Source organism: Rhizobium sp. Root1204 (genome assembly GCF_001424965.1).
In the GTDB taxonomy this organism is placed as follows: domain Bacteria; phylum Pseudomonadota; class Alphaproteobacteria; order Rhizobiales; family Rhizobiaceae; genus Pararhizobium.
The window spans coordinates 20,633-47,590 of the sequence record NZ_LMCZ01000014.1; the positions used below are offsets into that span (position 1 = coordinate 20,633).

The following is a 26,958-nucleotide window of genomic DNA, read 5'->3' on the forward strand; positions in this document are numbered from 1 at the left end:
CATCGTCAGTGTGCACACGAGGGATGTACATTTGATCAATAAAATGCTATTGTACATCCACGTACACACAAGGATGCGGGCTATGCACACCACGAGAGCTTTCAAAAACGGAAATTCGCAGGCCGTGCGTATCCCGGCCGAACTAGCGTTTGACCGGACCGATGTCGAGTTGGAAATCGAGCGCGTCGGCGACGAGCTTCGCATCCGTCCTGTGCATCGCTCCCTGGCCGGCGTTCTGGATGTATTCGCCCGCTTCTCTCCGGATTTTATGCGTGACGGAAGAGAGTCCCATGAGCAAGATGAACGGGATAAGATCTGATGGCGCGCTACATGCTCGATACGAACATGTGTATCTACCTGATGAAAAACCAGCCGGAGCAGGTCGCCCGCCGCTTTGCCAGTTGCTATGTGGGAGACGTGGTCATGTCCGCCATCACCTTCGCCGAACTCGAGTATGGTGTATCCGCATCCGATGATCCCGCACGGGAACTTGATAATCTCGCAGCCCTGGCCGAGCTGATCACGGTAGAGCCGTTTGGGATTGCAGCAGCGCGTGCCTATGGTCCGGTTCGAATGGCGACAAGAGACCGGAAGAAAGATCATCTCGACAAACTGATCGCATCACACGCAATCGCCCTGAATACGGTCCTGGTTACCAACAATACGCGAGACTTCCTGGCGTATCCCGGACTGAAGCTCGAAAACTGGCTGGACGCGTAACGCAGAGAAACCAATTAACCCGTCCCAGCGGCCATGCCGTGAGGGCGGGCAGGGAGGGGGACCTGGCGGGGCGTTCGTGCCGGTGCGAGTGCCAACGACCAAGGCACGATCAGCGAAAAATGAAGAGTATCGGAGAAATCAGCATAGCGCCGCTCGCAGGTGGGATTTCGGGAATTCTCGGCGCGCAGGGAGCGGAAGAAGGCAGCCGTAGGAGCTTCAACATAGTGGCCCGAAGGGGAGGCGGGACCGACTGCCGCCGCGCGCTGCGCACCGTTTAGAGGCGCAAAGACGGGAAAAACTCAAACGCCAAAAAAAAGGACCGTTTTCCACCAAGCTCCGGAAAACCCTACAGCGCAATGCGGAAGCGCGGGTTTCCTCCGCTTGGCTGCGCTCGCCTTTTCGGCTCGCTCCGGCCGCGGGCGCGCCGTCTGACGGCACTGCGGCTGGAAAACAGTCGAACAATACCGCAGAATGAACTCCACGATGGCTGTGAGTGCCCTCAGCCCTGGATCCAGGACAGGGGAGGGGGCCGGGCTCCCCTCGAACCGCGCGGCGCCCGGCATAGAGCGCGCCAACCCGTCGGTTGGTGTCGCCATCTCTCGCGTAAGCAAATCGGCAAAGCGCAACGCACTTACAAAGGGCTTTGCCTCAAATCCTCGGAGAAGACCGCGGAACTTGCATAGGGCAGATTGTGCGTTCCTAACATTTGTAGGCGGGACAGTCAGAAAAAATGCAGGGCAGGGGAACACACCTCGCTTGCAACGAGCGCCTATAATGACGAGCAAACCCGGTGGGCCGGAAGGAAATGCGAGAGTGTGGGACTTGGCCGTACCCCGCGAAGCTATCGGCGCTCAAAGCCCAGACAACCTGGTTTTTTATCCGTGCTGGCTGCGTCGCTGTGGAGCAGCCGATCAATCGATCCTTGTCGTATTCTGGCGGAGGATTTTGGCAAAAGCCGCCAGACCCTGGCGTTCCACGGCCCCAACAAAATCTTCGCTTGAAGGCAACGATTTGCGAAGATTGCCTCGGGCACGAGCGACACTGTCGATCAGTGCCTCGGGAAACTGGCCGTAAAGCTCGACCAGAAAAGCATCGGGCGTGATGCACGCCACGCCATGCGATCGGAGATTTTCGATAGGAAAATCCTTAATATTCCAACTGACGATCAGTGTTGCTTTTCCGGTTATGGCGGCCGCCAGGACGTGCCGGTCATCCGGATCGGGCAAATCCAGTTCGGGAATGAGAGATTGGTAACCACTGACATTTGCTTGCGGCAAAACATCCTTCATCCGGTCGCGCGTGACCTCAAGTCGATCCACCGTGACATGCGGAGCGTTTGCGGCGAGATTGCGTATCCACTCTGCGTGAATGTCGTCGGACCAGTGCGCATCGAAAAGACCGTCGAAAGCGGCCTGAACAAGGAGGTTGCGAAGATGGAAGGGATAGAGAACGCAGGCATCAAGGACCGCGACAAGCGGTTTAGAGGCCATGGGTGCCGATCAAGTCCTCTGTATCGTCTGCCAGCGCCTCAAGAGCCTTTTGACGGGTGTCCAGTTTGGATTTGAGCGTTAAGACGTCTCTCAGCAACGCGCGGCGGTGTTTGCCCACATAGCGAAAGGGTAGATCACCCCGGTCCATCCGCAGCACCACAAGAGGTCGGGAAATCCCGAGAATTTCGGATGCATCTGACGGGCTCAACTCCTGATCCTCAGTGAGGAGAGCGACATTTTCCCCTCGCGACAGCCGATTGATCAATGTCTCGATGGCAACGGCTGCAGCCAGTGGCAGCGCCAATGTTTGGTCCACACCGTCGCTGCGTCGGACATGCAGTTCAATGCGATCGCCCGCCGCCAGTTTCGGCAGGGTCGCAACTTGTCTCCGGTCACGGTCCGACAGACCGACAAATTTCACGACGTGGCTGGCCATGGCTTGATCTCCTGTGCGGTCAATATAGAGGTCGCAGCGATTAACTGCAATAACTGAAATTCAAGGCTTGGTTTAAAAGCAATTTGGCAAGCCATTTCGCGCCGACGGGCGGGAAGGGAGTGCGAGGGGTGGGCTTTGGGGCACCCCTCGAAGCTGACCCGCCGCTTCGATAGCGGCAAGGGACAGCTACCGCAGGCGGCTATGGGAGGGGAGGGCAAAGCGCCGCCGTTACCGACGACGCCTTACGCGGGAAGGTTCAAGCCTTCAGCGCTGCCATCCGTTCGCCGAGAAGCCACAACGCCTTGTTTAACTTGATATCCTGATCAATGCCATTAACGGCGCGGGACTTCACACGGCGCGGCCTGCCGAGATCGTCACGGCCGACGCCACGCAAACCGCCCTTGATGGCGTTTTCCTGAACGACGTTCCAAACCGTCCAAAGATCGTCAGTGCGGTCATCATGACGTCTGGGAAGAAGCAGCTGTTCGGCTTTGATCGGCGTCTTCGTTTCACCGTCACCATCTCCAAACCGTAGCACATGGGCGGCATCGGCAAGAATGTTGGATCCCTCCCGATTGAGCCGAAGGGTTGACCAGTCCTGTGGAGCGGCAAGCGTGCGTTCGGCCTCGCCCAGCACGCGGTAGGTGCCTTCGATAACCTTGTGCTGAACGTCGCCGGAATGGCGCATCTTGATGGCATCGATCGTGCCGGTCTGGGTGACCAGAGAATTGAGGCAGCGGACACGGAACAGACCGGCCATCAGTTCATAGGCACTGGTCCCGTCATTGGCGTTCTTCAGCAGGATTTCGCAGACGGTATCCCCGACATTATAGACCTTGCCATCGTCGACACGGCGCAGGCGAATGAGATGCTTGGTAAAATCGGCCTTTCCCTCGATGCGGCTGTTCGATTGCTTGGCGCCTACCGGCACAAAGCCCTCCCGCATCAGGCCGCGCAGAACCTCAATCGTCGGGATCGGCTTAAAACGTTCCGACCGGCTTTCATGGGCCCTGACAGCGAAGATGGACGGCGCGATCTGGCGCATCTCGGTTTCGGTCATGGCGCGGCCGGTATCGAAGCGGGCGGTCTGGGTGTAAATGCTCATGGGTCTGTCTCCTAAATTCCCGTTTCCCGAAGGGGAGCCCTATCGGGCGAAGCCTCCCCGGTCTTCCGGGGGAATGGCCTCTGACATTCCCCCGGACAGAGGGGGGAGGGCGATAGCCCGCCCCACGGCGGCAACCGGGACTGTCAAGTGGCGTGGCGCGGAAGGCGGGCATCTTCTCGGGCCCGACCACAGGACGGGCTGGTGCGGAAGATGACCTGACTTCACGGGCCGCTTGACCGGCCTGGGGGACGATGTCATGGGGCGCAAAAGACATGCGGCCCGTGACGGGCCTCGATTTCGGGTGCGGAGCGACCGACTGGACAAGCGATCGTTACCGGCATCGGCGAAGACGGCCACAGGCCGGCTTCGTGCCAACGGCATAGAGCGCGGCCGGCCGGAACGGGCGGTGACCTCAAAGGCTCACATCGGCTCAAGCGGCTTTCTTGGCAACCAGGTTGAACAGCTGCGCAATGATATCAGTGGTGTAGACCTGTTCGCCGTCGCGCTCGTAGCTGGAATTGGATATCCGGGACTCGACATAGACGAGATCGCCCGAAACGACGTTCTGTGTGATCCACTCCACCTGCTTCTTGTCGAGAATGGTGACCTGAACCCAATCGGTGGCCGTTTTCTTTTCCCCGTCGGCCTGCCACTCACGGTTCGCGGCAATGTTGACCTTCAGCACATTTTTGAGTTCCACCAGGTTCCCAACATGCCCGAGAATGGTGTGGCGATTCACGTGTCGCATCGATTTAAACCTTCCTTAACCGGTTAAAAGCGTTTATTTGTGGAGTTCGAACCAATGCCGCTCGGTTTGACCTGAGGTTTCATTCTTGATGTCAAAGAAATAGGGCTCTGACTTGAGCGGTCGGGATATGGAGACCGTTTGCCTGCCCTGGCACATATTCACTGTCTTTACGCAGAGGTTCTGCTCTCTGCCAAAACCGTTCCTGTCTTGCCGACTTCCCACCTGATATCCCTTCGGGCACGCAGCATAACGCTCAAAGCCGGGGGAACCTGTGCCTGCAGCCGGGCAGGTTGGCCAATCGAAGCCGGGCTTCTTCATCGCCGAGATCAGCCGCTTCATCGGCGGATGGCAGGAGGCAACACCGCGCCAAGAGGGATTGGACGACGCTGCGCACAGCAACACTTCACAGCCCCAGTCGCTCGCCGTTGCGGGAGCACTGGACACGGTGGCCGATACGGACAGAAGAATTCCAATGACGACGTTCATTCGTTTGACTTTGACCGACATGGACACCTCTCACATGACTCAATGGGAAATTAAATATAATTAATCAGATGGCAACGAGCAAGCGCAAGAAGACCGATACTGACCTGGGCACGATGATCCTGCGAAACATGGCGATGACCATGGAACGCGAGCGGGAGAAGCGCGGCCTCAACAAAAAGGAGATGGCGAGCCTGTGCGAGATCACATCGCCTTACTACCTTCAGATTCTCGACGGTTCCGCCAACCCTTCCCTGCAGGTCATCACCCGGATCAGCACTAACCTGAAAATTCCGTTGCAGGCGCTGATGATGGGGCAGAAATCCGAAGTCCGGGCAGACTAATCGATCGTCGTGCCTTGCGGTCTTAGAAAACTATAATTACTTCTTCCATCTGTACCCTTAGGATGTGGTTCATCCGGACTATGATGGGAGTGACCGTGGACCTGAAGCACCCTTTCCTCGCAGTCCTACTGCTGGCGACGAGCACTGCGAATGCCGCGGATAATCCTATGTGGCGCACCAGTCTGCTATGGACCTGCACATTCTCCACGCTCATTCGCTGTGAACGATCCACCGACTGCTCCTCGCACTCGGATCAGGGTACGATAAAACTGAACTACCCCGAGAACAGTTTCCTGGACCATACGGGGCGAAGCCATTCCATTAAGCGCCACTATGTCCAGACGGTGGCAGGCAGTCCGATCGGCAACGAGGTGAAAATTGAGCTGGCGACAAACGAAGTGATATGGCTTTCGGCCGCCGATGGGGGAGGGACCTTCTCCGACAACTGGACCGGCGCCATGGTGTCTCCGGGGGTAGGGGTGATCGTACAGGAGCTTCGGCCTTTGATATGTGCGCCAGCGCGTTAAAATCGGCGATGCGTTTCGCCCTCGACGCGGCGATACCGCTTTTTACACTGCTGACGAAACTCATTTAGAGTGCTGTGCGGACCCAATGCCGGATCAAGTCCGACCCCCTGATCCGAGATGGAGTAGGGTAGGTGCGCAAGCCTCTCAGGTCAAAGCTTGGGCGGACATTTGAGCGGGAAATCGCGGGTGACGAGCCACGCGCCAACGCGCGGGAAGTCCGGATCAATTGGCGTGCAGGCGGATGACATCAGCTTATCGTTAGTACGACCAGATGTCGTGACGCGCCTCTGGCCTCCAGATACGGTAAACCAGTTGACGTATGGTGGCCTGTCAAGTTGCTTGGGCTGTCCGCAGAATTCGAACGCTCCGGGCAGGAAAGGGCTTCTGTTTAGATTAGCAGCAGAAGCCCTTTCGTTTTTGCTCACGATTCACGTGCCTAGTCATCGATGCCCCATGCAGCATCGCCGGTTCGTGTCGAATTTGATCGGTTCACGGCTTGTCTGATTTGAAGGTCGGCAACCTCCGGGCGTTCATCCCTGACTTCCTCTATGGGCGCTGTCGCGACGTCATTGGCAGCTAACCCCGATTTCTCTCTCGACATCAGCAGAGCTGCATATCGCTCCTGCACCTCTTTGATACTGACGTCGCCGGCAATCCACTCTTCGATCCAAGCCAAGAAAACAGGATCGTTGTCCACACGAAGCCCATGGGCAGTTTTATGGTCCAGTGACTTTTGCCAGCGCGCCCTTCGTTCCTCAGGGGAGTTCATGTTCTGGATCCTTGCTTTTTATCGGGGCAATGAAGTTCGCTTTGGCAGCTGCACTTAACGCGCTATAATGAAACGTCAATTCCCGAAACGACGGCCACGTAAATGCACAACAAACATCCAGATCTCCCGATCATGTTATCTGTTTTCAAAGGCCGCTTTGTCGCGCACATTGTTAATTGTCATCCGGTCGACCAGGTCGCATATGGCAAGCGAGTCGGCGAGTACGCAACCGGCGTGGCTGCCGCCTATTGGGATGCATCGCAGGAAGACGGTTGGTCACCTGAGCAGTGCGCGGCCGACGACATGTCATACTGGGCAGCAGATCACGCCTCTCCTGCACTCACGGTGATTGGGCGAAGCGCCGGCAGGGGCGGGGCGTGACGGGCGCGTACATTCTGCCCCGTGCTGAGAGCCGGAGCAGCCTCCTGGAAACGGTATCTTTACGGTTCTGCGCGACGATACAGCCATCAACTCCGGGCGTGATAGTAAAGACCGATAAGCCAACATTATCGGTCTTAATTAGACGGCGGCGGGCGGTGCGGTTTTGGTGCACTACGTGACCGTAAAATGCACGTACCGGCTCGGTGATTTCGCGAGCCCGCGGTGCATTTAGTCGATTCGTTTGAGGTTTTCCGGCACCTGATAAGCAGTCCCCTCGAAGCGCAGACGACGGACAGTTGTGATCGCGTCTTTATCGTCCACACACTCTCCGTCCGGGCCCAACGTGCTGATAGTCTTTGTTTTCTTCTCCGAGACGAGGATATCGGAACGGCGGTTTGGTTGAAGGCGCCCCGTGGCGAGCGTGCGCTCGATGGTCTGGAATTCCCCAGCGCAATTGGTATCCCATTCGCCCTGGTGCCCTGCGACCACAATGTTATCGAGCACAGGTTTCAGTTCGTTGTTGTCTATGACAAAGAGCCACAGGACTGTCTCGCCAAACGGATTGGGGCTCGAACTTCCGCGCCGTTCAATGCGCAATCCGAAGGCAATCTCGCTCTCTGAAAGGCGATAGTATGCGGTGTCAAAAGCCACGCCTGAGACGAAGACGGCATCGTCGGTGAGAAGGTCTGGAAGGCGCAGCCGGTGCTTCAGCTTGAGATCGTCGCTTTCGACAACGAGCAGTTCGATATCTCCTTCGTTTCCGTCCTCGGATTGGCTCGTCATGAGAGGTACTGCGAAAAGCGTGAGCTCGGGGCGGGCGGGCCACGTCTTGCAGATCAGTTCATGAGGATTGTCGCCCAAATCTGCCGGTAGCCCGATGGTCTGGACTCCAAGCTTGATTTCCCGTTCGGAAACTTGTTTCGCCGCGGGGTAAGCTTGCCTGACGGTGTCGGCGCCTCGAGCGCTACACGCGCTGTCGGCCGCCTGAACACTCGGAACGGTGAAGGCAACAATGGCTGACGTAGCGGCAAGCAGAAAAAATACCCGGCGCTGGCGAACGAAACTTGACGACATGCTGGTCCCCAACGATTGAGTATCTTCGTCCATAGTGGTCCAACGAGTGCGGAGAAGCCAGTGCGGCTTGTTTGGCTGCGGGCTTAGAGTCCCTCCCGCTGTCGAAAGATAGCGCAGGAGCGATTGCTCGCCGGTCATTGACCCAACTTATCGCGTTGACACTCTCGTCTCCAAATGAGAACGATTAGTGAACATTATGGAGGCTCACAGCCGATGATTCGCTATTCCCGCTATGTCGAGCCCGACGTCCCGCTGCAACGGGCAGTCCCAAAATCCCCCAGCCCGAAACCACGGACTGTTGTCGTGTCAACGGAGCACGCCGTGACGGAGCCGGCGCCCACATCTCTTAACACCGACAGGGTGCAGTCGGCTGCCGAGACCTTGTCGCCGGGCGTCGAGCAACTCGAACTGACAGCGCCTGACGACCCGCCGTCGAAAGCGAGGAAGAGTAAGTCCTCCGTGCGCAGGCCCAAGACCCAGCCGGTCGATAGCGGCACGGCGCCGGCATTGCCTTTGCTCACCGGGATCGAAGTCTAGCGGCGGCCGCGTCATCCGACATCTAAAACACTGCCTGCCGCAATATCGTAACCGCCCGATTGGCACCGCCTGCCGCTTAACGCCCTGATAGCCTAAGACACGTGTGTAACGACGTCGTTAGCGACGTGTCTTATGCGGGGATTGCGATGCGGGTTGAAATTCTTGGGCAAGAGCGGCGGCGTCGATGGCGCGATGATGAGAAGCTCGCGATTGTCATGTCGGTTGGGGTTGCGGGAGCCACGATCACAGAGGTTGCTCACCGGTACGATGTAACGCGTCAGCAGATCTACACCTGGCGTGGCGAACTCAAAAAGAAGGGGCTGCTGTCGGCGTCTGCGAATGCATTGTTTGTTCCCATCGATATGAATTCTGTACAGACCGATGTTCAGGAATGCAGGGAGGGCCGCTCCGGGATGATCGAATTGCGATTGAGCCGCGGTCGCATCCTGCGCTTCGGCAGCGCGGTCGATACGGCCGCACTGACGCAGCTTATTCGGGCGGTGGAAGCAGCATGATCGGGCCTGGGACCGGCGTTCGGGTCTATCTTGCGTGTGAGATCACGGACATGCGCAAAGGAATAGAAGGCCTGGCAGCCCTTGCCCAGGATGACGCCGGCTCATCCTTTCCGAGAAAGCCAGTCGCACCTTCAGATAACGTTCCACGGTGTAGATCCCGGGCCCTCCTGCATTCGTCGCAGAAGGGTATATAGGTGGCTGGGTTTTATTCCAGCGCAGCAGGACTATCCCGCCTCTACCCTGGCAGACTTTCTCACCGCCGCTCTCAGAGCACAGATCACTCATAACTACATCCCTCATGAAAATCGGGTTTTGCACTCTGGCCAGGTGGATTCACCTGAACGTCGCCTCTCGAACACTGGCGTCGGCGGAAAACAATTTTTCGATGCGGTCGGCTAGTCTCTGAGTGGCTTTGGACAAGCGCCCATTGTGCACCACGATGTGAAACATCTTGGGATTCACGACCCTGCGTTCTGCGACGGGTAGAAGGCCAAGCCTTCTGCACGCGTGATCGCCGTAAGGTGCGCGCACCAAAGCAATACCCAATCCCTCGGCCGCAGCAAGCAATGTCAGATCGTAGCCGGGCAGGTGTCTGTCCAGAGGACGGACCGCCAGGCGCGGCAAATCCAGCCACATTGGCCAGCCGTCATCATACTGGTCATGGATCAAAGGGTAGGATAGGATGGTTTTGGGATTTAGATCTGCGGGTAACGTTGCGGCGAGACCCGCCGAGGCGTAGGGCCTGAACATCTCTCGCGCGAGTGGGATTGACCGGCTCGCGGGCCAGGGGCCAGCTCCGTAGCGGATTGCGATACGGTCGGTTGCCAAGGGCATCAGCCGTGAATCGATGTCGAGAAGGATGTGCAGGTCCTTGGGGTCGCCTTCGAGCCGCATCAAATTCGGTATCATCCAAAGCCGCGCGAAGGAGTTGATGACCCCAGTGCGCACAATTGGCATGTCTGCGCCGCGCGGCCCCGCAAGTCCGATGTCGCGAAACTGGAGAAGAAGGGTTTCCACCTGTGCGGCGATGTCTTGCCCCGCTTCCGTCAGCCGCACGCCGCGTCCGTGCCGCTCGAAGATCCGGAAGCCGGCCCAAGCCTCCACGAGGGCGATCCGGCGACTGATCGCCCCATGGGTGATGTCGAGCGCATTGGCAGCAGCGGAGAATGATCCCGTTTCGGCCGCGTGCAGTACGGCTGCGAAAGCGTCGAGGCTTGGCAAGCTGTGATCCATGCGCACAACAGAATATCGATGTGCGCCATATGTCAACAGCATCCGATGTGGCAAAACTCGGTCATGACCCAGACAATAAAGCTTCCCACCCAGACAACACTCTTACCCGCCCTCGCGGTCGCTGGAACGATTATCAGTTGGTCGGCCTCGTTCGCGGCCATCGGCATTTCGCTGCGCGAGTTGGAACCTCTCCCCATGGCGAGTGTCCGTTTTGCGCTCGCTTCGTTCCTCGCTCTCGGATGGCTGCTGTGGCAGCGCCAGTTCCGTTTTCCCACGCGCGACCTCTTTGTGATTCTGATATGCGGCGTGCTCGGCATTGCCGCATACAACATGCTCTTGAACCTGGGGCAGGCTTCGGTCTCTGCGGGGGCGGCCAGCTTTATCGTCAACACACAGCCCCTCTTCATGGTTGGGCTCGCGGTTGTTTTCCTGAAAGAGCGGTTCAGTGCCTGGGCCTGGTGCGGCGCACTCCTTGCACTCTCTGGTGTTGCCGTCATCGCTTCGGGCCAGCCCGGAGGTCTGGTGTTTGGCGCGGGAACGATACTGATTGTGGGGGCAGCGGCGAGTGCGGCAACCTATTCGGTTCTGCAACGGCCGCTCCTCGCTCGCCACAACCCTCTGTCCGTAACGGCTGCGGTTGTACTTGCTGGAACCGTTGCGCTGTGCCCATGGCTTCCCGCAGGGCTCGAGCAGCTTGCCGCCGCCTCACAGGCAACTGTTGGCGCGGTTGTTTTTCTTGCCGTCGCGCCGGCGGCCATCGGTCAGTCGTGCTGGACATATGCGCTCAAACATTTTGGTGCGGCGCGAGCCGGCCAGTTTCTCTATCTCATTCCGCCATGTGCCATGTTTTTCGCTTGGGCCGGCCTCGGCGAGACGCCTGAAACCAGAACGCTTCTCGGTGGCGCATTGGCTCTGGGCGGGGTCCTCGCTGTCAACACGCTCGGCCGACGATAGGGCTATGCAATAGAAGTCCCACAGTTCTGGTAACCTGAAAACGGCCCGTACTTCCGGTGCCGGAGAGGCCAGGTCGGAAAAAGGGGAGCCGACGTCCGCTGACGACAACCCCCAATTTTTTTAATGCCTAGCTCAAACCCGTTTTAGCGCGTTGCTTTCCGGTTGATTGCATCGCGAGGGGGATCGCCGCGTCCAGGAGCCACTTCCTGAACGCTGACATTGCAGGCGTTCCGCTCCGGGATTTTTGCGATGTGAGCCAATAGCTCCCACGCGACACGAAAACATCGAAAGGCTGCTGCAGCGAACCCATTGTCAGTTGCCGCTGGAACATCAGTGGCGGCGCGAGTGCGACGCCTGCGCCTTGCAGTGCCGCCTCGATCATGGCGAGGGACGAGTCGAACATTATGCCGCTTGCGATCGGCGGCTCTCCAGTCACGCCGGCCGCTGCAAACCATCCGGTCCACTCATCTGCGCGATAGGACCTCAGAAGAACATTCCTGAAAAGGTCTTCCGGGCGTTTCAGTTTCTTTGCCATTTCAGGAATGCAGATCGCAGAGAGCGGTGCATCAAACAGGTGTTCGGCTTCGATATTGTGCCAGGCGCCGCTCCCGAACCTGATCGCGAAATCCAAGCCCTCAGCTGCGATGTCCACGCGATTGTTGTTGGTGGATAGTCGCAGTTCGATCTGCGGGTGGTGTAGTTGAAAGTCAGCAAGACGTGGCAATAGCCAACCTACCGCGAATGTTCCGATGACGCCGACGGTGAGGACCTCCCGCACGTAACCGCCCTCGAAGCGCTCGAGCATATCGGCCATGCGGTCGAATGAATCGCGCACCACTGGCAGAAGCGCCTCGCCTTCTGCGGTTACCATCAGACCTCTCGAGATGCGCTTGAAGAGGCTGACTTTCAAGCGGTCTTCGAGAATCTTGACCTGATGGCTGACGGCAGCCTGCGTTACCGAGAGCTCAATCGCCGCCCGGGTAAAACTCAAATGCCTTGCGGATGCTTCGAAGGCGCGAAGCGCGTTGAGTGGCAGATGCGGACGGACCATGGTGACCCAAATTAAATTTGTATCTGATCCTAAATAACGTCGTTTGTGCGGAGGTATCAACCCCTATATCACACCATCATTGAAATAGCCGGTCGCAACAAGAACTCGGCGGAACGATCAGGTCGCCAAGAAAAATCGGGCTTCTCACGAGAAGAGAGGCTTGCTTTCGGCTGTCCCATGACTTGGCTCATGGAGAGCGGGCCGGATGTAGATGGAGTACGGAATGAAGCTTCTGGGAGGAATTTTGAGTGCCGCAATCAATCTCGGGCTCGTGCTTGCAGTGATGCTTTACGTCTTGATCGCGAATTTTAGCGCCGAGCTTCCCGACCATACGATGCTTGCCAACTGGCATCCCTCCGTCACCTCACGGCTCTACGCTGGGGATGGAACAATTCTGGCGGAATTTGCCCACCAGAAGCGTCTTTTCATGCCGATCGAGGCTGTGCCGCTGCGTGTGAGAGGCGCATTTCTCGCTGCCGAGGACAAGAACTTTTACAGTCATTCGGGTGTCGATCCGCTCAGCATTGGACAGGCCTTCCTGTCGAACATCGAAAATAGCTTGAGCGGTGATCGCCTCATCGGGGCCTCGACGATCACACAGCAGATAGCCAAGAACTTCCTGCTGACGAATGCCCGGACGCTTGAGCGCAAGCTGAAGGAAGTGCTGCTGGCTGTTCGCATGAGCCAAGCCTTCACCAAGGATCAACTGCTCGAACTCTACCTCAACGATATCTACTTGGGCGCCGGAAGCTATGGGGTGGCACAGGCGGCGTTGAGCTACTTCGGCAAGGGCGTGGCCGAACTCGACATCGCTGAGGCCGCTTATCTGGCGGCGCTCCCGAAGGGCCCGAACAACTACCATCCGGTCAAGGCCCGAGACCGAGCAATTGCACGTCGGAACTGGGTGATAGAGCAGATGTTGGCGAACAGCTTTATTACCAAAGCAGACGCGCTTCGGGCCATGGCGGAGCCGTTGGAGGTCGTTCTCAGCGAAAATCTCCCCACAGTTGAAAAAGCGGAATACTTCACAGAGGAGGTTCGCAGGTTCCTGCTGACCAAGTATGGTGAGGTTGAACTTTATCGTGCCGGATTCAGCATACGGACAAGCTTGAACCCTGTGTTTCAACGTGCGGCGATGAGCGCGTTACAGAGGGGGCTGGTTGAGTACGATCAGGCCAAAGGCTATCGCGGGCCGCTGACCCATCTGGCGAACAATGCCGAATGGCCATCCGCCTCAAGAAAGATTGCGCCTCTGGTTGATGTGCCCGAGTGGCGCCTGACCCTTGTGACACGGGTCGATGCGAATGGTGTGGTTCTAACTTCGGATGTCGTCAATGAAACTCCAATCGAGATGGATCTAAAATCGCTCGGTTGGGCTCTTTGCACCCCGCAGAAAGGCAAAAGACGATGTGCCAAGAACGCGTCCGACGTCTTTTCGGTGGGCGATGTCGTCTATGTCGAGAAGACTGAAGATGGGTATCGCGTACGCCAGCCGCCACAGGTTCAAGGTGCGCTGGTCTCTATGGAGGCAAGGACCGGTCGGATCGTGGCGATGGCCGGTGGTTTCTCTTATTCTCAATCACAATTCAACCGCGCGACCCAGGCTTTCCGTCAGCCAGGCTCATCGTTCAAACCGTTTGTCTACGCGGCTGCGCTTGACGCTGGTTACACCCCCGCGACCTTGGTGCTCGATGCACCCTTAGCCATTTCCGACGGCGCAGGCAGAGTGTGGCGTCCCAAAAATTATGACGGTCGTTCGGGCGGTGCATCTACGCTCAGGACAGGATTGGAAAACAGTCGCAATCAGATGACGGTACGACTTGCGCGCGCTGTGGGAATGGATGTCGTGGCGCACTACGGCGAGCGCTTTGGCCTCTATGATGATCTGAAAGAATATCTTCCGATGTCACTTGGCGCGGGTGAAACCACACTGATGCGGTTGGTAGCGGCTTATGCCGTCTTCGCCAACGGTGGCCGCGAGGTGCTTCCATCGTTCGTCGACCGTATTCAAAGTCGCGACGGACAGACGATTTTCAAGCAGGACGAAAGACGCTGCGATGGCTGCAACACTGCGCATTGGAATGGGCAGCCTGAACCCACTGTGGTTGACGACAAGGACTATGTGCTCGACCCGATGACTGCCTACCAGATCACCTCGATGCTGCAAGGCGTGGTCCAGCGTGGCACAGCGAGGAGTGTTAACGTCCTCGGGGTACCGCTCGCGGGAAAGACGGGGACGACAAACGATGAAAAGGACGTCTGGTTCGTCGGCTATACGCCGGATTTTGTGACCGGTGTCTTCATGGGCTACGATACGCCGACCCCTATGGGCTCGGGCGAGACTGGAGGGGGGCTGGCTGCGCCTGTATTCATCGACTATATGAAAACAGCGCTCGCTGACTGGAAGAGAGGCACGTTCCATCGGCCGGACGGTATGATCCTTCACCGTATCGACCGGCGAAACGGAACGGCGACAGAAGAGCAATCGGGCTCAGTTTTGGAAGTCTTCAAGCCGGGAACAGGCCCCTGCGTGGCCCCGTGCGACGTGATTGCTGATACGGCAGACCCCATAGTCGGTTCATCGTCAGGAAGATTTGACGATGAGTTGCTTGACCGGCTGATGCGCAGCACCGGCGGTCTGTATTGAGATGCGCCGCACCTTGCGATCAAGGCCGCAGTCGAGCGGCCAGAGCCGAAATCGCAGGCTCCTGCTGATCATGGCGGCGTTCCTGGGCCTCATTCCACTCATGCTCGCGCGTCTGACCTTCCTCGGGCTCCTGGAGCCTCCATTGTTAGCCAGTTTGCCGAAGGTCGTCGCAAACCGCCGTCCCGCAATTCTGGACAGAAATGGTGCGATCTTGGCGATGGATCTCCCCATCACCAGTGCTTTCGCGATACCGAGGCTGATTGTCGATATCGACGACGCAGTCGAGCGCATCACCTCCGTGTTTCCAGAGCTCGACCATCGTCAGCTCTATGACAAACTTGCCACAAGCGCGCACTTTGCTTGGATCAAGCGGCAGATAACGCCGTTCGAAGAACAGGCGCTGTGGGACGCCGGCGTTCCAGCGCTCAGCTTTCGGAGTGAGACAAAGCGGTTCTACCCCAACGGAGCACTGGCAGCACATGTGCTTGGCGCCGTGAATGTCGATAACATTGGCATCTCGGGGCTGGAGAAGTGGATGGAAACAGAAGGACTGGCGGACCTTCGTTCAAGCGGCATAGATACCACGGCTGACGCGTTGGAACCCGTTGTTACCACGATCGATATCCGCGTGCAGCATGCACTCGAGTCCGAATTGAAAAAGGCGATCGAGAAATATTCAGCCAAGGCGGCGGCGGGGCTCGTGCTTCAGGTCGAGACCGGAGAGGTCTTTGCCCTCGCATCGTTGCCCGACTTTGACCCGAACGCTCCCTCGGAGGCGCTTAAGCCTGATCGCATCAATCGAATTGCCGCGGCAAATTTCGAAATGGGTTCAACGTTCAAATCGCTGACCACCGCCATGGCGATCGACTCTGGCCGATACTCGATCCATTCGGTGATTGATGCAAGCAAGCCACTCGCTTTCGGTCGCGCGCGGATTCACGACTTCCAAGGCAAGTACAGGCCGTTGTCGCTTCCAGAGGCATTCATCTACTCGTCGAACATCTCGATGGCGAAGATGGCTCTGGACATCGGGAAAGAAACTCACCGGCGCTTTCTGCAGCAATTTGGACAGATGGAGGCCCTTCGGACGGAACTGCCCGAAACAGCCACTCCGATCCTTCCGAAGCGCTGGAACGACATTGAAACGGCGACCGCCTCTTTCGGTCACGGTATTGCGGTCACACCGCTACAGGCGAGTGTCGGGGTCGCTGCTCTGGTCAACGGTGGAAAGCTGATCCGACCCACTTTCATCAAGATGTCAGCTCTGGCTCCCCGTCTCCTCGGCACGGACCTTGTCAAGCCTGGAACGACGGAGGCCATGCGCTATCTTTTCGAGCTGAATGCCGACGTGGGATCTGCTCGAAACGGTGGTGTACCCGGATACCGGATAGGCGGTAAGACCGGCACGGCAGAAAAAGTCGTCGAAGGCAGGTATTCAAAGACACTGAACATCACCTCCTTTATGGGAGTGGTGCCTGCCGACGCCCCCAGATTTCTTGTGCTGACACTTCTGGACGAGCCAAAGGGGCTGCCGGAAACCTATGGATTTCGCACATCCGGGTGGAACGCCGTGCCAACTGGCAGCGCGGTTTTTAGCCGCATTCTTCCAATGCTCGGGGAGCTTCCCTCATTTAATGAGCCTCCCGACCAATCTTTCTAACGGCCCTGAACTCACGCGTTCACGGCCGATCTCACGTAATTGTCCATGAGAGGATAAAGTATGGAACGCCTGGTTTTACATGTCGTCGCCCTGTTGTCTTGCGCATCACTGGCCGTGGCCCAAGACGATCTTTACCCCGGTAGACCTGGTCTGACATATCCAGAAGGGACACCCCAGGAAATTGCGACTTGCGCGAATTTAAGCGGAACAATTCTGAATTTTCAGGCTGAAAGTTATCAACGGGTCGATCTGTGGGCAACCGGCCCTTTGACGATCGTGGATACAGACGGAGTGCTCTGGTATATCGGCATCTGCTCTTTGCCGGGCATCCGTGTGTTGTGTGTGACGTATTCTGACAACGGAATGCGTGTCGGCGAGGTCGTGACCGTCCGCGGTGGCATGGCGATTCAAGATAGCAAGCATGTTTTGCTTGACCCTTGCCTTGCCTCGCGCGATTGATGTCGCCTCTAAAAAGAAATGTTGGCACAACAGCTTCGAGCAATCCAGCATGGGGTGAAGCTCCATCGCAGCAATTCTCCCGAACCGTAACTTAGCGGATAAAGTGCAGGACCTGGCGGACACGACTACCAGCTCGCTAGCTATAGTTCCATAATTCAGTGCGGCGTACCGGTGTGGCGCAGGTGAAAAATCAAAGACTTAACCAAAGAATGGAGTCAATCGGTTTGATTCCGTTCAAGGCGATGCGGTACTTCGCTTTCATCTCTACGTGCCGAGATTACCCCGCCTACGCAGCCACGGTTCGCTCCAAGAGTGCATTCGCCAAACAAAAGTGGAGCTTCTTGGCGACACGTTGAGCGCGGAGGCAAACTGCAGAAGCGATACCCTTTAGTTGGGGAACATGTCGTTCAAGATGCCTGTGGACAAGAACTGCGCATCGGGCGGCATCATTGCCGCGCCGACCTTCATCATACTTTGCCCCAAAATACCTTGGCCGAGTTAAAAACCCTTGAGCAAACGGTAGCGCTGTTAGCACCTTGGGGGCGGAGCAAAAGCTGTTCCTCCAGACAGGTTGAGGTAACCTTCCGAAGATTGGTGTTTCCTCGGCGCGGAACTTTCCAGACGAGCGCTAAGCGCAAACGAACGAAATGCTGCCTTCCTCAAACACGTCGAAGCCATGAGCGCGTACCGCGACGCTCTCGATTTCAGAGGCGGAAGGGCTGAAATAAAACGGTCATTCGCCCGCGAGCGCGCGAAATACACGGTCTTCATAGGCTACCAAGATACCGCTGCGGAAGCACAAGGGTTGGGGAAGCCGTAAAGCTCGGCTTCAACTCGAACCGAGTGCATGTGTTTAATCCGACTACGCAACGTGCGTTCAACCGGTCGATATTGAGAAGGGGCTGTCAGTTCGATTCCCATTAAGGCGAAGGGAGCGGTAACCTTCACTGGTTCCGACGGTGGGCTTGCATCGGCGACGGTCAAGCAGCCTTTCAAAAACTCCAAGGCTTGAAATGATATCAATATATATTATGTATAATTGTATATTGGTAAATTAGAGATCTCTATCATGGCCCTTACAAAGATAAACGACAAACTCTCCGTCGTGCCGCAACCCGAGATCGCAGACTTTCGGTCGTTTGCGGAACTGGGGTTTAAGACACTGATCAACGCCCGTCCAGATTGGGAGGAGCCAGCGCAGCCGGGAACGAACGCCGAGAAAGAGGCTGCAAATCGGGCAGGGATGACTTACGCCTACGTGCCAGTCACGGTTGCGACAATCACCGAAGCCGACGTCCGCGCATTCCGGCAGGCCATGGATAAGGCGGACGGCCCAGCCATCGCTCACTGCAAGTCTGGCACCCGCGCATTGCTGCTGTACGCCATCGGCGAGGTTCTTGACGGGCGCATGGAGCGCGATCATGTTGTCGCCTTCGGCCAAGAGTACGGGATCGACCTGGCGGCCGCCGACGACTGGCTGAACAAACACTTTGCCCGCCGCCCGATTGTGAAGGGCTTCTTCGACGCACGGACCTGGAGCATCCAGTACGTGGTATCGGATCCGGATACGGGCAAGTGTGCCATTATCGATCCGGTCCGCGATTTCGATGAAAAGGCTGGTGCGACAGCGACGATCAATGCCGACGGGATCCTCGAATATATCCGAGAGAACAAACTCACGGTCGAATGGATCCTCGATACCCATCCCCACGCCGATCACTTCTCGGCCGCCCAATACTTGAAGGAGAAGACTGGCGCACTCACTGCTATCGGCGAGCGAGTCATCGACGTTCAAAAGCTCTGGAAGGACATCTACCACTGGCCAGAACTCGAGACAGACGGTTCGCAGTGGGACAAACTGTTCGTACATGGCGAGACCTTCAAGGTCGGCTCGATCGACGCGAAGGTGATGTTCTCGCCCGGCCACACGCTCGCTTCCATCACCTACGTTATCGGTGATGCCGCCTTCGTCCACGACACGATCTTCATGCCGGACAGCGGCACGGCACGGGCTGATTTTCCTGGCGGCGACGCACACACGCTATGGAAGTCGATCCAGGACATTCTGGCACTTCCGGAAGAGACGCGGATTTTCACTGGACACGACTATCAGCCCGATGGACGGCCCCCGCGCTGGGAAAGCACGGTCGAGGAACAGAAAAGGAGCAACTCTCACATCGCCGGCGTGTCGGAAGAGGAATTCGTGAAGATCCGAACGGCGCGGGACGAAACGCTTCCCATGCCAAAACTGATCCTGCATGCCCTGCAGGTGAACGTTCGCGCGGGGCGGCTTCCGGAGCCTGAGGCCAACGGCAGACGGTACCTCAAATTCCCACTGGACGCTCTGGAGGGGGCCGCATGGTGATGGCCTTGGATCAAGACGCTAGCAAACAATCCTCAGTGACGCCGCAGGATATGGCAGCGCGCGCAGCCGAAGTGTCCGGTCTTTTGAAGACATTGGCCCATCCCGCCCGGCTGATGCTCGTCTGCACTCTCGTCGAGGGTGAGCACTCCGTCAGCGAACTGGAGGCGAAGCTCGATCTTCACCAACCGCATCTTTCGCAGCAGCTGACGGTGCTGCGGGAGGCGAATATCGTCATCACCCGCCGAGAAGGCAAACAGATCTTCTACAGCCTGACGGAAGAAAAGGCGGCCCAGCTCGTGGCCGCTCTCTACACAATCTTCTGCAAGAAGGAAGAACAATGACACACTACCTTCCTTCACTCATCGGAGGCATGTTGATCGGCTTGTCGGCCGTTATTCTGCTTCTCTTTAACGGTCGTATCGCCGGGATCAGTGGAATCGTTGCACGTCTTGCCCAAGGAGCAAGGACCGCAACGAACCTTGCCTTCGTCGTCGGTCTGATCCTCGGTCCGGTTGCCTACCTATACAGCTTCGGGCAGTGGCCGACCGTCGAGATTTCTGCTGGCTGGCCGCTGATCATCGGCGCGGGCCTGCTGGTCGGTTTCGGATCACGGATGGGGTCTGGATGTACGAGCGGACATGGCGTGCTCGGGCTCGCCCGGCTTTCACCCCGGTCGATGGTGGCCGTCGCAACATTTCTGACCGCAGGCGTCGTTGCTGTGGCAGTTCTGAGAGGAGTCGGACAATGACCCGTTGGATCTGTCGGACGGCCGCTGCCCTAACATCCGGTGCAGTGTTCGGCTTCGGGCTTTCGCTCTCCGGCATGCTGAACCCGGCGCGTGTGCAGGGCTTCCTTGACGTCTTCGGGGCCTGGGATCCGAGCCTTGCCTTTGTTCTCGGCGGCGCGGTTCTTGTGGCGTTCGTCGGGTTCCGCATCATGTACCGCATGCGGCGCCCGGTTCTCGATGAGAGCTTCCATGTTCCGTCGAAAAATGCGATCGACGCCCCGTTGGTCATTGGCTCCGCGCTGTTCGGCGTTGGTTGGGGCCTCGGTGGCTTCTGCCCCGGCCCGGCGGTTGCATCATTGTCGGTCGGCTTCGTTGAATCCTTCGTCTTTGTGGTAGCCATGATCGTCGGTATGACGCTGCACGACCGTGTCTGGAGGAGCGGATCGTGACCTATTCGATCGTCTCAGCAGTTGGCTCCGGCGGCGTCGTCGGTTTCATGCTTGGTCTTCTCGGTGGCGGCGGCTCAATCCTCGCGACGCCGCTGCTGCTTTATGTCGTCGGCGTCGGCGAGCCGCATGTGGCCATAGGAACGGGCGCACTGGCCGTTTCAGCCAATGCCTTTGCCAATTTCGGGATCCATGCGGTCAAGGGTCACGTCTGGTGGCGCTGCGCCATCGTCTTCTCTCTCCTCGGGGCAATTGGAGGGCTCTGTTGCAAATTTCCATTTTGATCATAATGGCCGTTGGTTGGTACGTCGATTACCTGGCAGCCTCGCGGTTCTCGAGACTCTGAGCGAGCAGTGCTACCGCTTCCGTCAGCGCGCTTGGTCCGATGCCGAAGGGACGTTCAACAATGCGTGCTTCTCCACGGATGTCGCCCGTTAGGTTGAAAATCGCAGCCTGTCCTTTGCGCAAAGCGCGCATGACCTCGAAACCTTTGATCGTCGCATAGGCGATTGTCCTTCCGCCCGCTCAACGCCCCATCAGAATAGGGAGCCTTGCCTCCGCGAGCATCGATCTTGTTACACCGCCGACGATGAACTCGCGGAGCCGGGAATGGCCGTAGGCACCCATCACGATGACATCAGCAGCGACGTCGACGGCATGTTGCTGCAGAACCTGCGCGACCGATCGACCAGCGCTCGGCAATATGTCAACCGTCACGTTGATCCGATGACGGGCGAGATAAGCGGCGACGTCTGCGCCGGGTTCTTCGCCGCTCGCCCAGGGCGCCGCGTTTGGATCCACCATGGTAACGTGAACGGAACGAGCATTCACCATGAGTTCGAGTGCTTGTTGTGCGGCATGCGCGGATGATTGGCGCGAGTCCCAAGCCAACAGGATCGTTTTTGGTTGCAGCGTCGAGGTGCTACCAGGCGGCGCGATTAGCAGTGGCCGGCCGGCCTGGAAAAGACAACCATCCATGACCTGCTGCTTCAGATCGGAATCCCGAAAAACACTGGGACCAACCAGAACGAGATCGGCGTAGTGCGCACGCTCGCCAATGTCGAAATTCGGCCCGGCCACTTCCACGTAGAGGCTGCCGACGTCAAACGAGAGTTCGTTTCGCGCCAGCTTTTCGCGAACCCGCTTTGCGCACGCATCGAGCGCCTGCAGGTTCTGATCGCGTTCTTCCAGCCATCCCGGCGAAAGGGTGGCATATCTACCGGTTGGCGCCCGGGCTATAACAAGAGCACTTAAATGAGCGCCGACTTGACGGCAGAGATCGGTCGCCACGCGGAGATCGTCATCGATCGTCGTCGCGCCAGTCACACTGAGAATCGTCTTGAAGGGCATTTGCTCTCCTCCATCATTGGGTCCGGCGGCCGCCGCGTTAGTGAACGTCCCGCTCCGCGACGATCCTTCGGGCGTCCCATTCGTTTGGTTTGCTCGGTAATTTTATTAAACCAGTGCAACGGAACATCCGCATTGATCCGCATCAAAGCGGAAGGATGGTTGGTTAAGCGATTTCCAGGGCGCCCAGCTTGGCAAAGCCGACATATCCAATGTCAATGTGACGCATTGTTCCCCGGACCGCGCGTAATGGCCACGATTGTGCATATTTCGCCGGTCGATGGGTCGGCATGCAAAATTTGACGAAAAGCAATGTGTCCTGGCGAAAACCATGGGAGTTTTAAGAGTCCGAGGTCAAGGCGACATCGGGGAGCAGATGCCTGGGCTTGAAGGACCGGGCTCGAACGATGCAGGCCCTGACAGGGTCAGCGCAGAACAAACTCCGCTTGATTCAAGCAGTCATCCTAAAATGGCTGCTTCTGATTATCATTATTCTTATGATCGCGTCGGTTTTCAGCGTTCTTTTGATAAAGGCTTTTGCTCTGACAGCTCCGCTTGGAGTTGAAACGGGTGCCGTTAAAAATGATCGGTACCAACATCATAGCGTTGAGTCCCGACCCCGATAGCATGAGCGATTTTAAGACTAACCAATGTGTAGGTCTTTTGCGGCGGGGTCCGAGCTCGAACCGCACGAAGAAAGTCCGATGAGCGGGTTCCGCAGAGCGTCGCGCTGCTATCCACTGAAATTCCGCGATGATGGGCGCCGTCGAATGCGGGAACGTCATGAAGCGCCGTCTCTCAGCATATCCGGACGAACATCAAGACCGTCGCAGCCTCGAACTTTGAGGTACATCAATGAGAGCAAGCCCGCACAGGTCTAGATTGTCTAGACCAAAGGCTGGAAGCGGGTACAACCGCAAATGAGGAAAATTTCATGCGTGACCGTCAATCACTAGCTTTGCCGGGTGATCGCGGCGAGACGCCGAATGACGCCGAGAAGGTGATCGAAAAGGGCACGGAGGGTGTTCTCAGCGTTTGCGTACCCGTCAACCGAGCAATGGCCAAAAGACTTCCCTTAGGACCTAGTTGGAACGACCAGGCCCGGGTTTCATCGAAGGAGCTGGAAATGAATGAGGTTGTAAGGAAGTTCGAAGTGATTGAAATCGCTGACAACGACTGGACAAAGAGTGTCAAGCCGAAAAGCAATGAAACGCTTGGAGACGTTTTGCGCACGAGTTTCTCTGCCACAAGCGCACGCCTCCTGAAGGTCCATCCGATCGCTGAAATCGGTTACAATACCGAGGGAGTCCATCAGTATCGCGTGGCGTTGCGTCGTATGAGATTGCTCTTGGGAATTGTTCGTGCAATCGCGCCGTATTCCGAGGCAAAATCGTTATCGGCTGAGGCTAAGTGGTTACTGAACGAGTTGAACGATGCGCGCGCCTGGGATGTCTTCCTTACCGAGACATTGCCGGAGGTTGAGAGAGGATGCTCTAGGTTAAACGCATTCGATTCAATCCGGGATGGCGCGGAGGAGATAAGGACGCTTGCATATCAACGCGCACATTCCGCCCTTACCGATCCGAGAAGCGCCCGATTCCTTGTCGGAATCTCGCTTTTATTGAAGGGGGAGAAATGGCGTAAAGAGGCATCCCCACAGGGCATCCAAGCGCTATTGGCGCCGTCTGAAAAATTTAGAGACAAACTCCTAAAGCGCCGCCGCCGCCGCGTCCTCAAGCTCGGGCGGGGCTTCCAAAGCCTTGGAAATGAGGAGCGCCATCAGGTTCGTCTCGCTGCCAAGAAATTGCGATATGCCTTGGAATGCTTCGAGCAGAAGCGCTGCAGACATGGGCATCAACACAAGCTCCTCGATCGAATTTCAGCCTTACTGGACGGCCTTGGGGAACTGAACGATGCCGTCGTGACCTGTCAGTTGATCGCAAAGTTGGCGAATGAACCAAGCAATCAAACCCTTCAGTACGCCGCAGGCTTTATCGAGGGATGGCACACTGCATGCATCGAGCGCCGCAATGCCGCCCTCGTGAAGGCGTGGAAGCTTTTCAAGAAGGCACCTGTCTCCTGGCGCGGGTAACTGCATGAGCGTGGCCAAGCGATATCAGCCGGACCCATGACAGAGGGCTGTAGTATCCCACCGAGGTGATGAGCTCCTCACCAGGCTTCCGTCCGCCGCGGCATCGTTCGATGCACAACCCAAGCTCGAAGCTGATCCAGACCTACAACGCTACAGCGAATGTGCCTGAAACCAATCATTTGCTAAAATTTACAGTATCATTTCGAGCGATTTTGGTGCTCCACCGCTACCGCGTCACCAGATAGACGGCGAGGCCTGCGCTCATCGCCAGAATGGAGGCGATTGCTATCGGCAGCCAATAGAAGAGCGTTCGTGATGCGATTGCGACGATCAGCCGCCCGACGGCATTGGCGGCAACAGCCGCAAGCACTGCCTGGCCGATGACCGGCGGCGGCGGACCGTGCTGGCCTGTGCGCAAGGCGCTGAGGACCGCAACGTCGACATCGAATGTCCCGGAGATGGCCGAGAGGGCGACAAGTCCGCTGTCGCCAATACGGGACACCAGCGCGGCACTCAGGGTCGTGGTCAGCGCGAAAAGACTGGCAAAAATGACAATGGGGCCGAGTTCGAACGGATTTCGCGCGGTAACAGTCTCTTCCTGTCGCGCGGCCCGCAACGTCATCAAGGAGCTGCCGGCAACGGCCAGGACCGTTGCCGCGGTGAGAGCAGCAGGGGCGATCAAGGGAAAGACCGCTGGCGCGATAACAAGAACGATCGCCATGACGCGAAGGACTGATACAACGGCCGCTAGGATCGCGGCCCCAGCCAACGGCAAAGGAGCCTCGCCGCTTCTGGCCTTCTGTCCGAAACTGGCTGTGACGGCGGTTGAGGAAACCAACGCTCCTGCCAGGCTACTGACGAGCAGACCCTTCGTCGAGCCAAGCAGCCGGACTGCGATATAGCCGGTGTAAGAGATCGCTGCGCTCAGCACGGTGAAAAGCCAAACTTCCCAAGGATTCAATCCGCCCCACGGATCGATTGTGCGATTAGGAATGAGGGGAAGGATGATTGCGGTCATCACGGCGAGAACGAGGGCCGAGCGCAACTCGATCCAGGATAGGCGCTGCAGGAGGCCATGGAGCGCTTCCCTGCTTGCCAGCAGAGCTGCAAGGGCGGCGCCTGCCGCGGCGGCAGCTTGATAATCTCCGGCAACAGCGATCCCGCCAAGCGCGAAAACGCAGAGCGCTGCGCAAACTCCGGTGACACTGAAATCGTCGTCACGTCGGGCTTCGCGCAGCTTGAACCAGCTGAAACTCAGTGCGAAACCAAGGAACCCTAAACCGAAGATCACTCCGCCGTTCTGTTCCTGCACCAATGCGCCGAATGCACCGCCAAGCAAGCCCGCAATACCATATGTCCGGATGCCGGCGGTGCGACTGCCGGCAGGGGCATCACGATCCCGCCAACCACGTTCAAGCCCAACCAGAAGGCCAATAGCAAGGGCGAGGCCAAGACGTGGAATAATCGAGTCCATCTTACTCTTACCGGGTTTCCTGGAAGCAGGCCTGAAAGCCCGCTTGCCAACTCAACGGACATAATCTTCAAGGGTGCCCGCTGGGTCACACCTACGGTAGCACAGCATGGCGAGTACCTAGACTGGCTTGCGCATGCGGCTTTGCGTGATTATTCGGCATGGCCGGGAATCAAGCCGGCGCACGCGAAGATGCGAAATCGTACCCGAGGGGGCCGGCCATATTCTGCATTGCTATTGCGCTGCAGTTGGCCGAGGCCGAGTCTTTCGGGTGACAACGCAACTGGCGCCGGCGATGGCTTCGGTTACGATCCTTACGGCTTCGCACGCCGCATCGGATTCGAATTCGCCAATTACCTCCACCACTGAATCCCGGACATTGACCTCCACTTTCTCCCGGCCAAGTCCCAATTCCGCTTGAAGCCGCGTCGAAACTGCCAGCCGTAGTGCATCATCACCGAGAGCGACGGGCTCTGGTGTTGCAGAGATGGCCTTGAGAACGTCGCGCCGACTGACGATCCCCGAGAGCCTGCCGTTCGTGAGGATGGGAATCCGTTTGATATTGTGACGGCGCATCAGTGCGACGATTTCGGCAAGCGTAGCTTGCGGCGAAGTGGCGACAACGTTGGCCGTCATGCAATCTTCGACCGCTCGCCCGTGTTGTTTGGAATATCTTTCGAAAAACGCCACGTCCGGCTGAAGGTGTCCGATTTCATGGCTGCCGTTGAACTCGTGGCGCTTCAATAAGTCTCCCTCGGTCAACATCCCACACACGCCCCCAGCATCGTCGATCACCGGTAGGCCACTTACATCTCGGTCGATCATAATTTGTATCGCCCGCTTGAGGCTCGTGCCCACCGTCACATAAGCCACGTTTGTTGTCATCAGGTCCCTGGCAAGCATCGTCGTCTCCTAAGGCTGCTATCCTTTAGCGTGTCGCCACCTTGGCGGATTACGCCGTTCAGCGCTTTGATACAGCGCAATTCAGGGCATTCAGATCACGGTCGATCTGCGCATCAGCCATTTGTCGAGTTCACTGACGAAAAGGATCGAGGAAGCGGCGACGCAGATCCAGGCCCATTGTGCGAGCGAAATCGGCGTGAGCTGAAGTGTCTCGCGCAACCAAGGAATACACATCGCGGACAGGTGCAGTGCCTGGGACGCGACAATGCTCAAGAGCAGCAGCGGGTTACCGAGGAAGGCCAATGCAACGATCGACTTGCGTTCTGAGCGACTGAGGAACGTCTGGAAGTTTTCAAATATCACGAAAAGCAGGAGCAGCATGTTTCGTGCTTGCGAAACCTCGTATCCCTGCTGTAGCAGCCACCAGAAAATAGCAAAACCTCCAACGCCGATGGTCAAAGTCGACAGAACGAT

General features: G+C 57.5%; 27 protein-coding genes and 3 pseudogenes. 16 read left to right on the forward strand and 14 right to left on the reverse strand.

Annotated elements, in window-relative coordinates:
* The first annotated feature begins 31 nt into the window (after window positions 1–31).
* Both vapB and ASC96_RS15280 read left to right on the forward strand, forming a co-directional pair.
* On the forward strand, window positions 32–319 hold the full coding sequence (vapB, locus tag ASC96_RS15275; RefSeq protein ID WP_244482066.1) for a type II toxin-antitoxin system VapB family antitoxin: 288 nt from the start codon (window positions 32–34) through the stop codon (window positions 317–319).
* Window positions 319–720 carry a type II toxin-antitoxin system VapC family toxin gene (locus tag ASC96_RS15280; RefSeq protein WP_060503963.1) on the forward strand — a complete coding sequence of 134 codons (402 nt, stop codon included), beginning with the start codon at window positions 319–321 and terminating at the stop codon, window positions 718–720. Before vapB ends, ASC96_RS15280 begins: the two co-directional genes overlap by 1 nt.
* Before the next feature lie 911 nt (window positions 721–1,631).
* Here ASC96_RS15280 and ASC96_RS15285 read toward each other — a convergent pair.
* From ASC96_RS15285 to ASC96_RS31715, 5 genes are all read right to left on the reverse strand, one after another.
* Window positions 1,632–2,210 (reverse strand): PIN domain-containing protein, encoded by a 579-nt coding sequence (locus ASC96_RS15285; RefSeq protein ID WP_060503964.1) that lies wholly within the window; start codon window positions 2,208–2,210, stop codon window positions 1,632–1,634.
* Complete coding sequence (locus ASC96_RS15290; RefSeq protein WP_060503966.1) at window positions 2,200–2,646, reverse strand: hypothetical protein; 447 nt, start codon at window positions 2,644–2,646, stop codon at window positions 2,200–2,202. The genes ASC96_RS15285 and ASC96_RS15290 overlap by 11 nt, the downstream gene beginning before the upstream one ends.
* A gap of 256 nt (window positions 2,647–2,902) precedes the next feature.
* A complete protein-coding gene (locus tag ASC96_RS15295) occupies window positions 2,903–3,751 on the reverse strand; it encodes a DUF932 domain-containing protein (RefSeq protein WP_060503968.1) in 849 nt (282 codons plus the stop codon).
* Window positions 3,752–4,181: 430 nt separating this feature from the next.
* Complete coding sequence (locus tag ASC96_RS15300; RefSeq protein WP_056319921.1) at window positions 4,182–4,499, reverse strand: single-stranded DNA-binding protein; 318 nt, start codon at window positions 4,497–4,499, stop codon at window positions 4,182–4,184.
* Between the two features lie 33 nt (window positions 4,500–4,532).
* Window positions 4,533–5,006: a hypothetical protein gene (locus ASC96_RS31715; protein ID WP_082512093.1), complete on the reverse strand. Its 474-nt coding sequence runs from the start codon at window positions 5,004–5,006 to the stop codon at window positions 4,533–4,535.
* 47 nt (window positions 5,007–5,053) lie between these two features.
* On the opposite strand from ASC96_RS31715, the gene ASC96_RS15310 reads away from it, so the two are divergent.
* On the forward strand, window positions 5,054–5,326 hold the full coding sequence (locus ASC96_RS15310; RefSeq protein WP_060503971.1) for a helix-turn-helix transcriptional regulator: 273 nt from the start codon (window positions 5,054–5,056) through the stop codon (window positions 5,324–5,326).
* Window positions 5,327–6,289: 963 nt separating this feature from the next.
* Here ASC96_RS15310 and ASC96_RS15320 read toward each other — a convergent pair.
* Window positions 6,290–6,622, reverse strand: a complete 333-nt coding sequence (locus tag ASC96_RS15320) for a hypothetical protein (RefSeq protein WP_060503975.1) — start codon at window positions 6,620–6,622, stop codon at window positions 6,290–6,292.
* 102 nt (window positions 6,623–6,724) lie between these two features.
* Here ASC96_RS15320 and ASC96_RS15325 point away from each other — a divergent pair, with 102 nt between their 5' ends.
* Entirely contained in the window at window positions 6,725–7,003 is a 279-nt protein-coding gene (locus ASC96_RS15325; RefSeq protein ID WP_060503977.1) for a hypothetical protein, read from the forward strand.
* Between the two features lie 228 nt (window positions 7,004–7,231).
* On the opposite strand, the gene ASC96_RS15330 is transcribed toward ASC96_RS15325, so the two are convergent.
* Window positions 7,232–8,077, reverse strand: a complete 846-nt coding sequence (locus tag ASC96_RS15330; protein WP_156397499.1) for a hypothetical protein — start codon at window positions 8,075–8,077, stop codon at window positions 7,232–7,234.
* A 213-nt stretch (window positions 8,078–8,290) separates the two neighbouring features.
* On the opposite strand from ASC96_RS15330, the gene ASC96_RS15335 reads away from it, so the two are divergent.
* Complete coding sequence (locus ASC96_RS15335; protein WP_060503981.1) at window positions 8,291–8,614, forward strand: hypothetical protein; 324 nt, start codon at window positions 8,291–8,293, stop codon at window positions 8,612–8,614.
* Between the two features lie 146 nt (window positions 8,615–8,760).
* A complete protein-coding gene (locus tag ASC96_RS15340) occupies window positions 8,761–9,129 on the forward strand; it encodes a transposase (protein ID WP_060503983.1) in 369 nt (122 codons plus the stop codon).
* A gap of 333 nt (window positions 9,130–9,462) precedes the next feature.
* Here the strand turns inward: ASC96_RS15340 and ASC96_RS15345 are convergent, their stop codons facing one another.
* On the reverse strand, window positions 9,463–10,350 hold the full coding sequence (locus ASC96_RS15345; RefSeq protein WP_162246360.1) for a LysR family transcriptional regulator: 888 nt from the start codon (window positions 10,348–10,350) through the stop codon (window positions 9,463–9,465).
* Between the two features lie 75 nt (window positions 10,351–10,425).
* On the opposite strand from ASC96_RS15345, the gene ASC96_RS15350 reads away from it, so the two are divergent.
* Window positions 10,426–11,316: a DMT family transporter gene (locus ASC96_RS15350; RefSeq protein WP_060503987.1), complete on the forward strand. Its 891-nt coding sequence runs from the start codon at window positions 10,426–10,428 to the stop codon at window positions 11,314–11,316.
* A 127-nt stretch (window positions 11,317–11,443) separates the two neighbouring features.
* Here ASC96_RS15350 and ASC96_RS15355 read toward each other — a convergent pair whose 3' ends face one another.
* On the reverse strand, window positions 11,444–12,367 hold the full coding sequence (locus ASC96_RS15355; protein WP_060503989.1) for a LysR family transcriptional regulator: 924 nt from the start codon (window positions 12,365–12,367) through the stop codon (window positions 11,444–11,446).
* A gap of 223 nt (window positions 12,368–12,590) precedes the next feature.
* Between ASC96_RS15355 and ASC96_RS15360 the strand changes: the two genes are divergently transcribed.
* From ASC96_RS15360 to ASC96_RS15395, 8 genes and pseudogenes are all read left to right on the forward strand, one after another.
* Window positions 12,591–15,014, forward strand: a complete 2,424-nt coding sequence (locus ASC96_RS15360) for a penicillin-binding protein 1A (RefSeq protein ID WP_060503990.1) — start codon at window positions 12,591–12,593, stop codon at window positions 15,012–15,014.
* Window positions 15,015–15,084: 70 nt separating this feature from the next.
* Complete coding sequence (locus ASC96_RS15365) at window positions 15,085–16,674, forward strand: penicillin-binding protein 2 (RefSeq protein ID WP_244482068.1); 1,590 nt, start codon at window positions 15,085–15,087, stop codon at window positions 16,672–16,674.
* Between the two features lie 60 nt (window positions 16,675–16,734).
* Window positions 16,735–17,133: a hypothetical protein gene (locus ASC96_RS32670; protein WP_156393839.1), complete on the forward strand. Its 399-nt coding sequence runs from the start codon at window positions 16,735–16,737 to the stop codon at window positions 17,131–17,133.
* A gap of 1,069 nt (window positions 17,134–18,202) precedes the next feature.
* Window positions 18,203–19,498 carry a bifunctional sulfur transferase/dioxygenase Blh gene (gene blh, locus ASC96_RS15375; protein ID WP_060503996.1) on the forward strand — a complete coding sequence of 432 codons (1,296 nt, stop codon included), beginning with the start codon at window positions 18,203–18,205 and terminating at the stop codon, window positions 19,496–19,498.
* A complete protein-coding gene (gene bigR / locus ASC96_RS15380; protein ID WP_060504061.1) occupies window positions 19,498–19,839 on the forward strand; it encodes a sulfite-sensing transcriptional repressor BigR in 342 nt (113 codons plus the stop codon). The genes blh and bigR overlap by 1 nt, the downstream gene beginning before the upstream one ends.
* Window positions 19,836–20,246 carry a YeeE/YedE family protein gene (locus tag ASC96_RS15385; RefSeq protein WP_060503997.1) on the forward strand — a complete coding sequence of 137 codons (411 nt, stop codon included), beginning with the start codon at window positions 19,836–19,838 and terminating at the stop codon, window positions 20,244–20,246. The genes bigR and ASC96_RS15385 overlap by 4 nt, the downstream gene beginning before the upstream one ends.
* Window positions 20,243–20,674, forward strand: coding sequence for a YeeE/YedE family protein (locus ASC96_RS15390; protein WP_060503999.1), 432 nt, complete (start codon window positions 20,243–20,245; stop codon window positions 20,672–20,674). Before ASC96_RS15385 ends, ASC96_RS15390 begins: the two co-directional genes overlap by 4 nt.
* Window positions 20,656–20,928: pseudogene (locus ASC96_RS15395) on the forward strand (TSUP family transporter); the annotation flags it as partial. The gene ASC96_RS15390 and the pseudogene ASC96_RS15395, both read left to right, overlap by 19 nt.
* Window positions 20,929–20,983: 55 nt before the next feature.
* On the opposite strand, the pseudogene ASC96_RS33195 reads toward ASC96_RS15395, so the two are convergent.
* A pseudogene (locus ASC96_RS33195) lies at window positions 20,984–21,184 on the reverse strand (IS6 family transposase); the annotation flags it as partial.
* Between the two features lie 12 nt (window positions 21,185–21,196).
* Window positions 21,197–22,021: a universal stress protein gene (locus ASC96_RS15405; RefSeq protein WP_060504001.1), complete on the reverse strand. Its 825-nt coding sequence runs from the start codon at window positions 22,019–22,021 to the stop codon at window positions 21,197–21,199.
* A gap of 931 nt (window positions 22,022–22,952) precedes the next feature.
* Here ASC96_RS15405 and ASC96_RS15415 point away from each other — a divergent pair.
* Complete coding sequence (locus ASC96_RS15415; RefSeq protein ID WP_060504004.1) at window positions 22,953–24,110, forward strand: CHAD domain-containing protein; 1,158 nt, start codon at window positions 22,953–22,955, stop codon at window positions 24,108–24,110.
* 226 nt (window positions 24,111–24,336) lie between these two features.
* Here the strand turns inward: ASC96_RS15415 and ASC96_RS15420 are convergent, their stop codons facing one another.
* From ASC96_RS15420 to ASC96_RS15430, 3 genes and pseudogenes are all read right to left on the reverse strand, one after another.
* Window positions 24,337–25,584, reverse strand: a complete 1,248-nt coding sequence (locus tag ASC96_RS15420) for an MgtC/SapB family protein (protein ID WP_060504007.1) — start codon at window positions 25,582–25,584, stop codon at window positions 24,337–24,339.
* Between the two features lie 231 nt (window positions 25,585–25,815).
* A complete protein-coding gene (locus ASC96_RS15425) occupies window positions 25,816–26,484 on the reverse strand; it encodes a CBS domain-containing protein (protein WP_060504009.1) in 669 nt (222 codons plus the stop codon).
* 90 nt (window positions 26,485–26,574) lie between these two features.
* A pseudogene (locus ASC96_RS15430) lies at window positions 26,575–26,949 on the reverse strand (cation transporting ATPase C-terminal domain-containing protein); the annotation flags it as partial.
* Window positions 26,950–26,958: the final 9 nt, after the last annotated feature.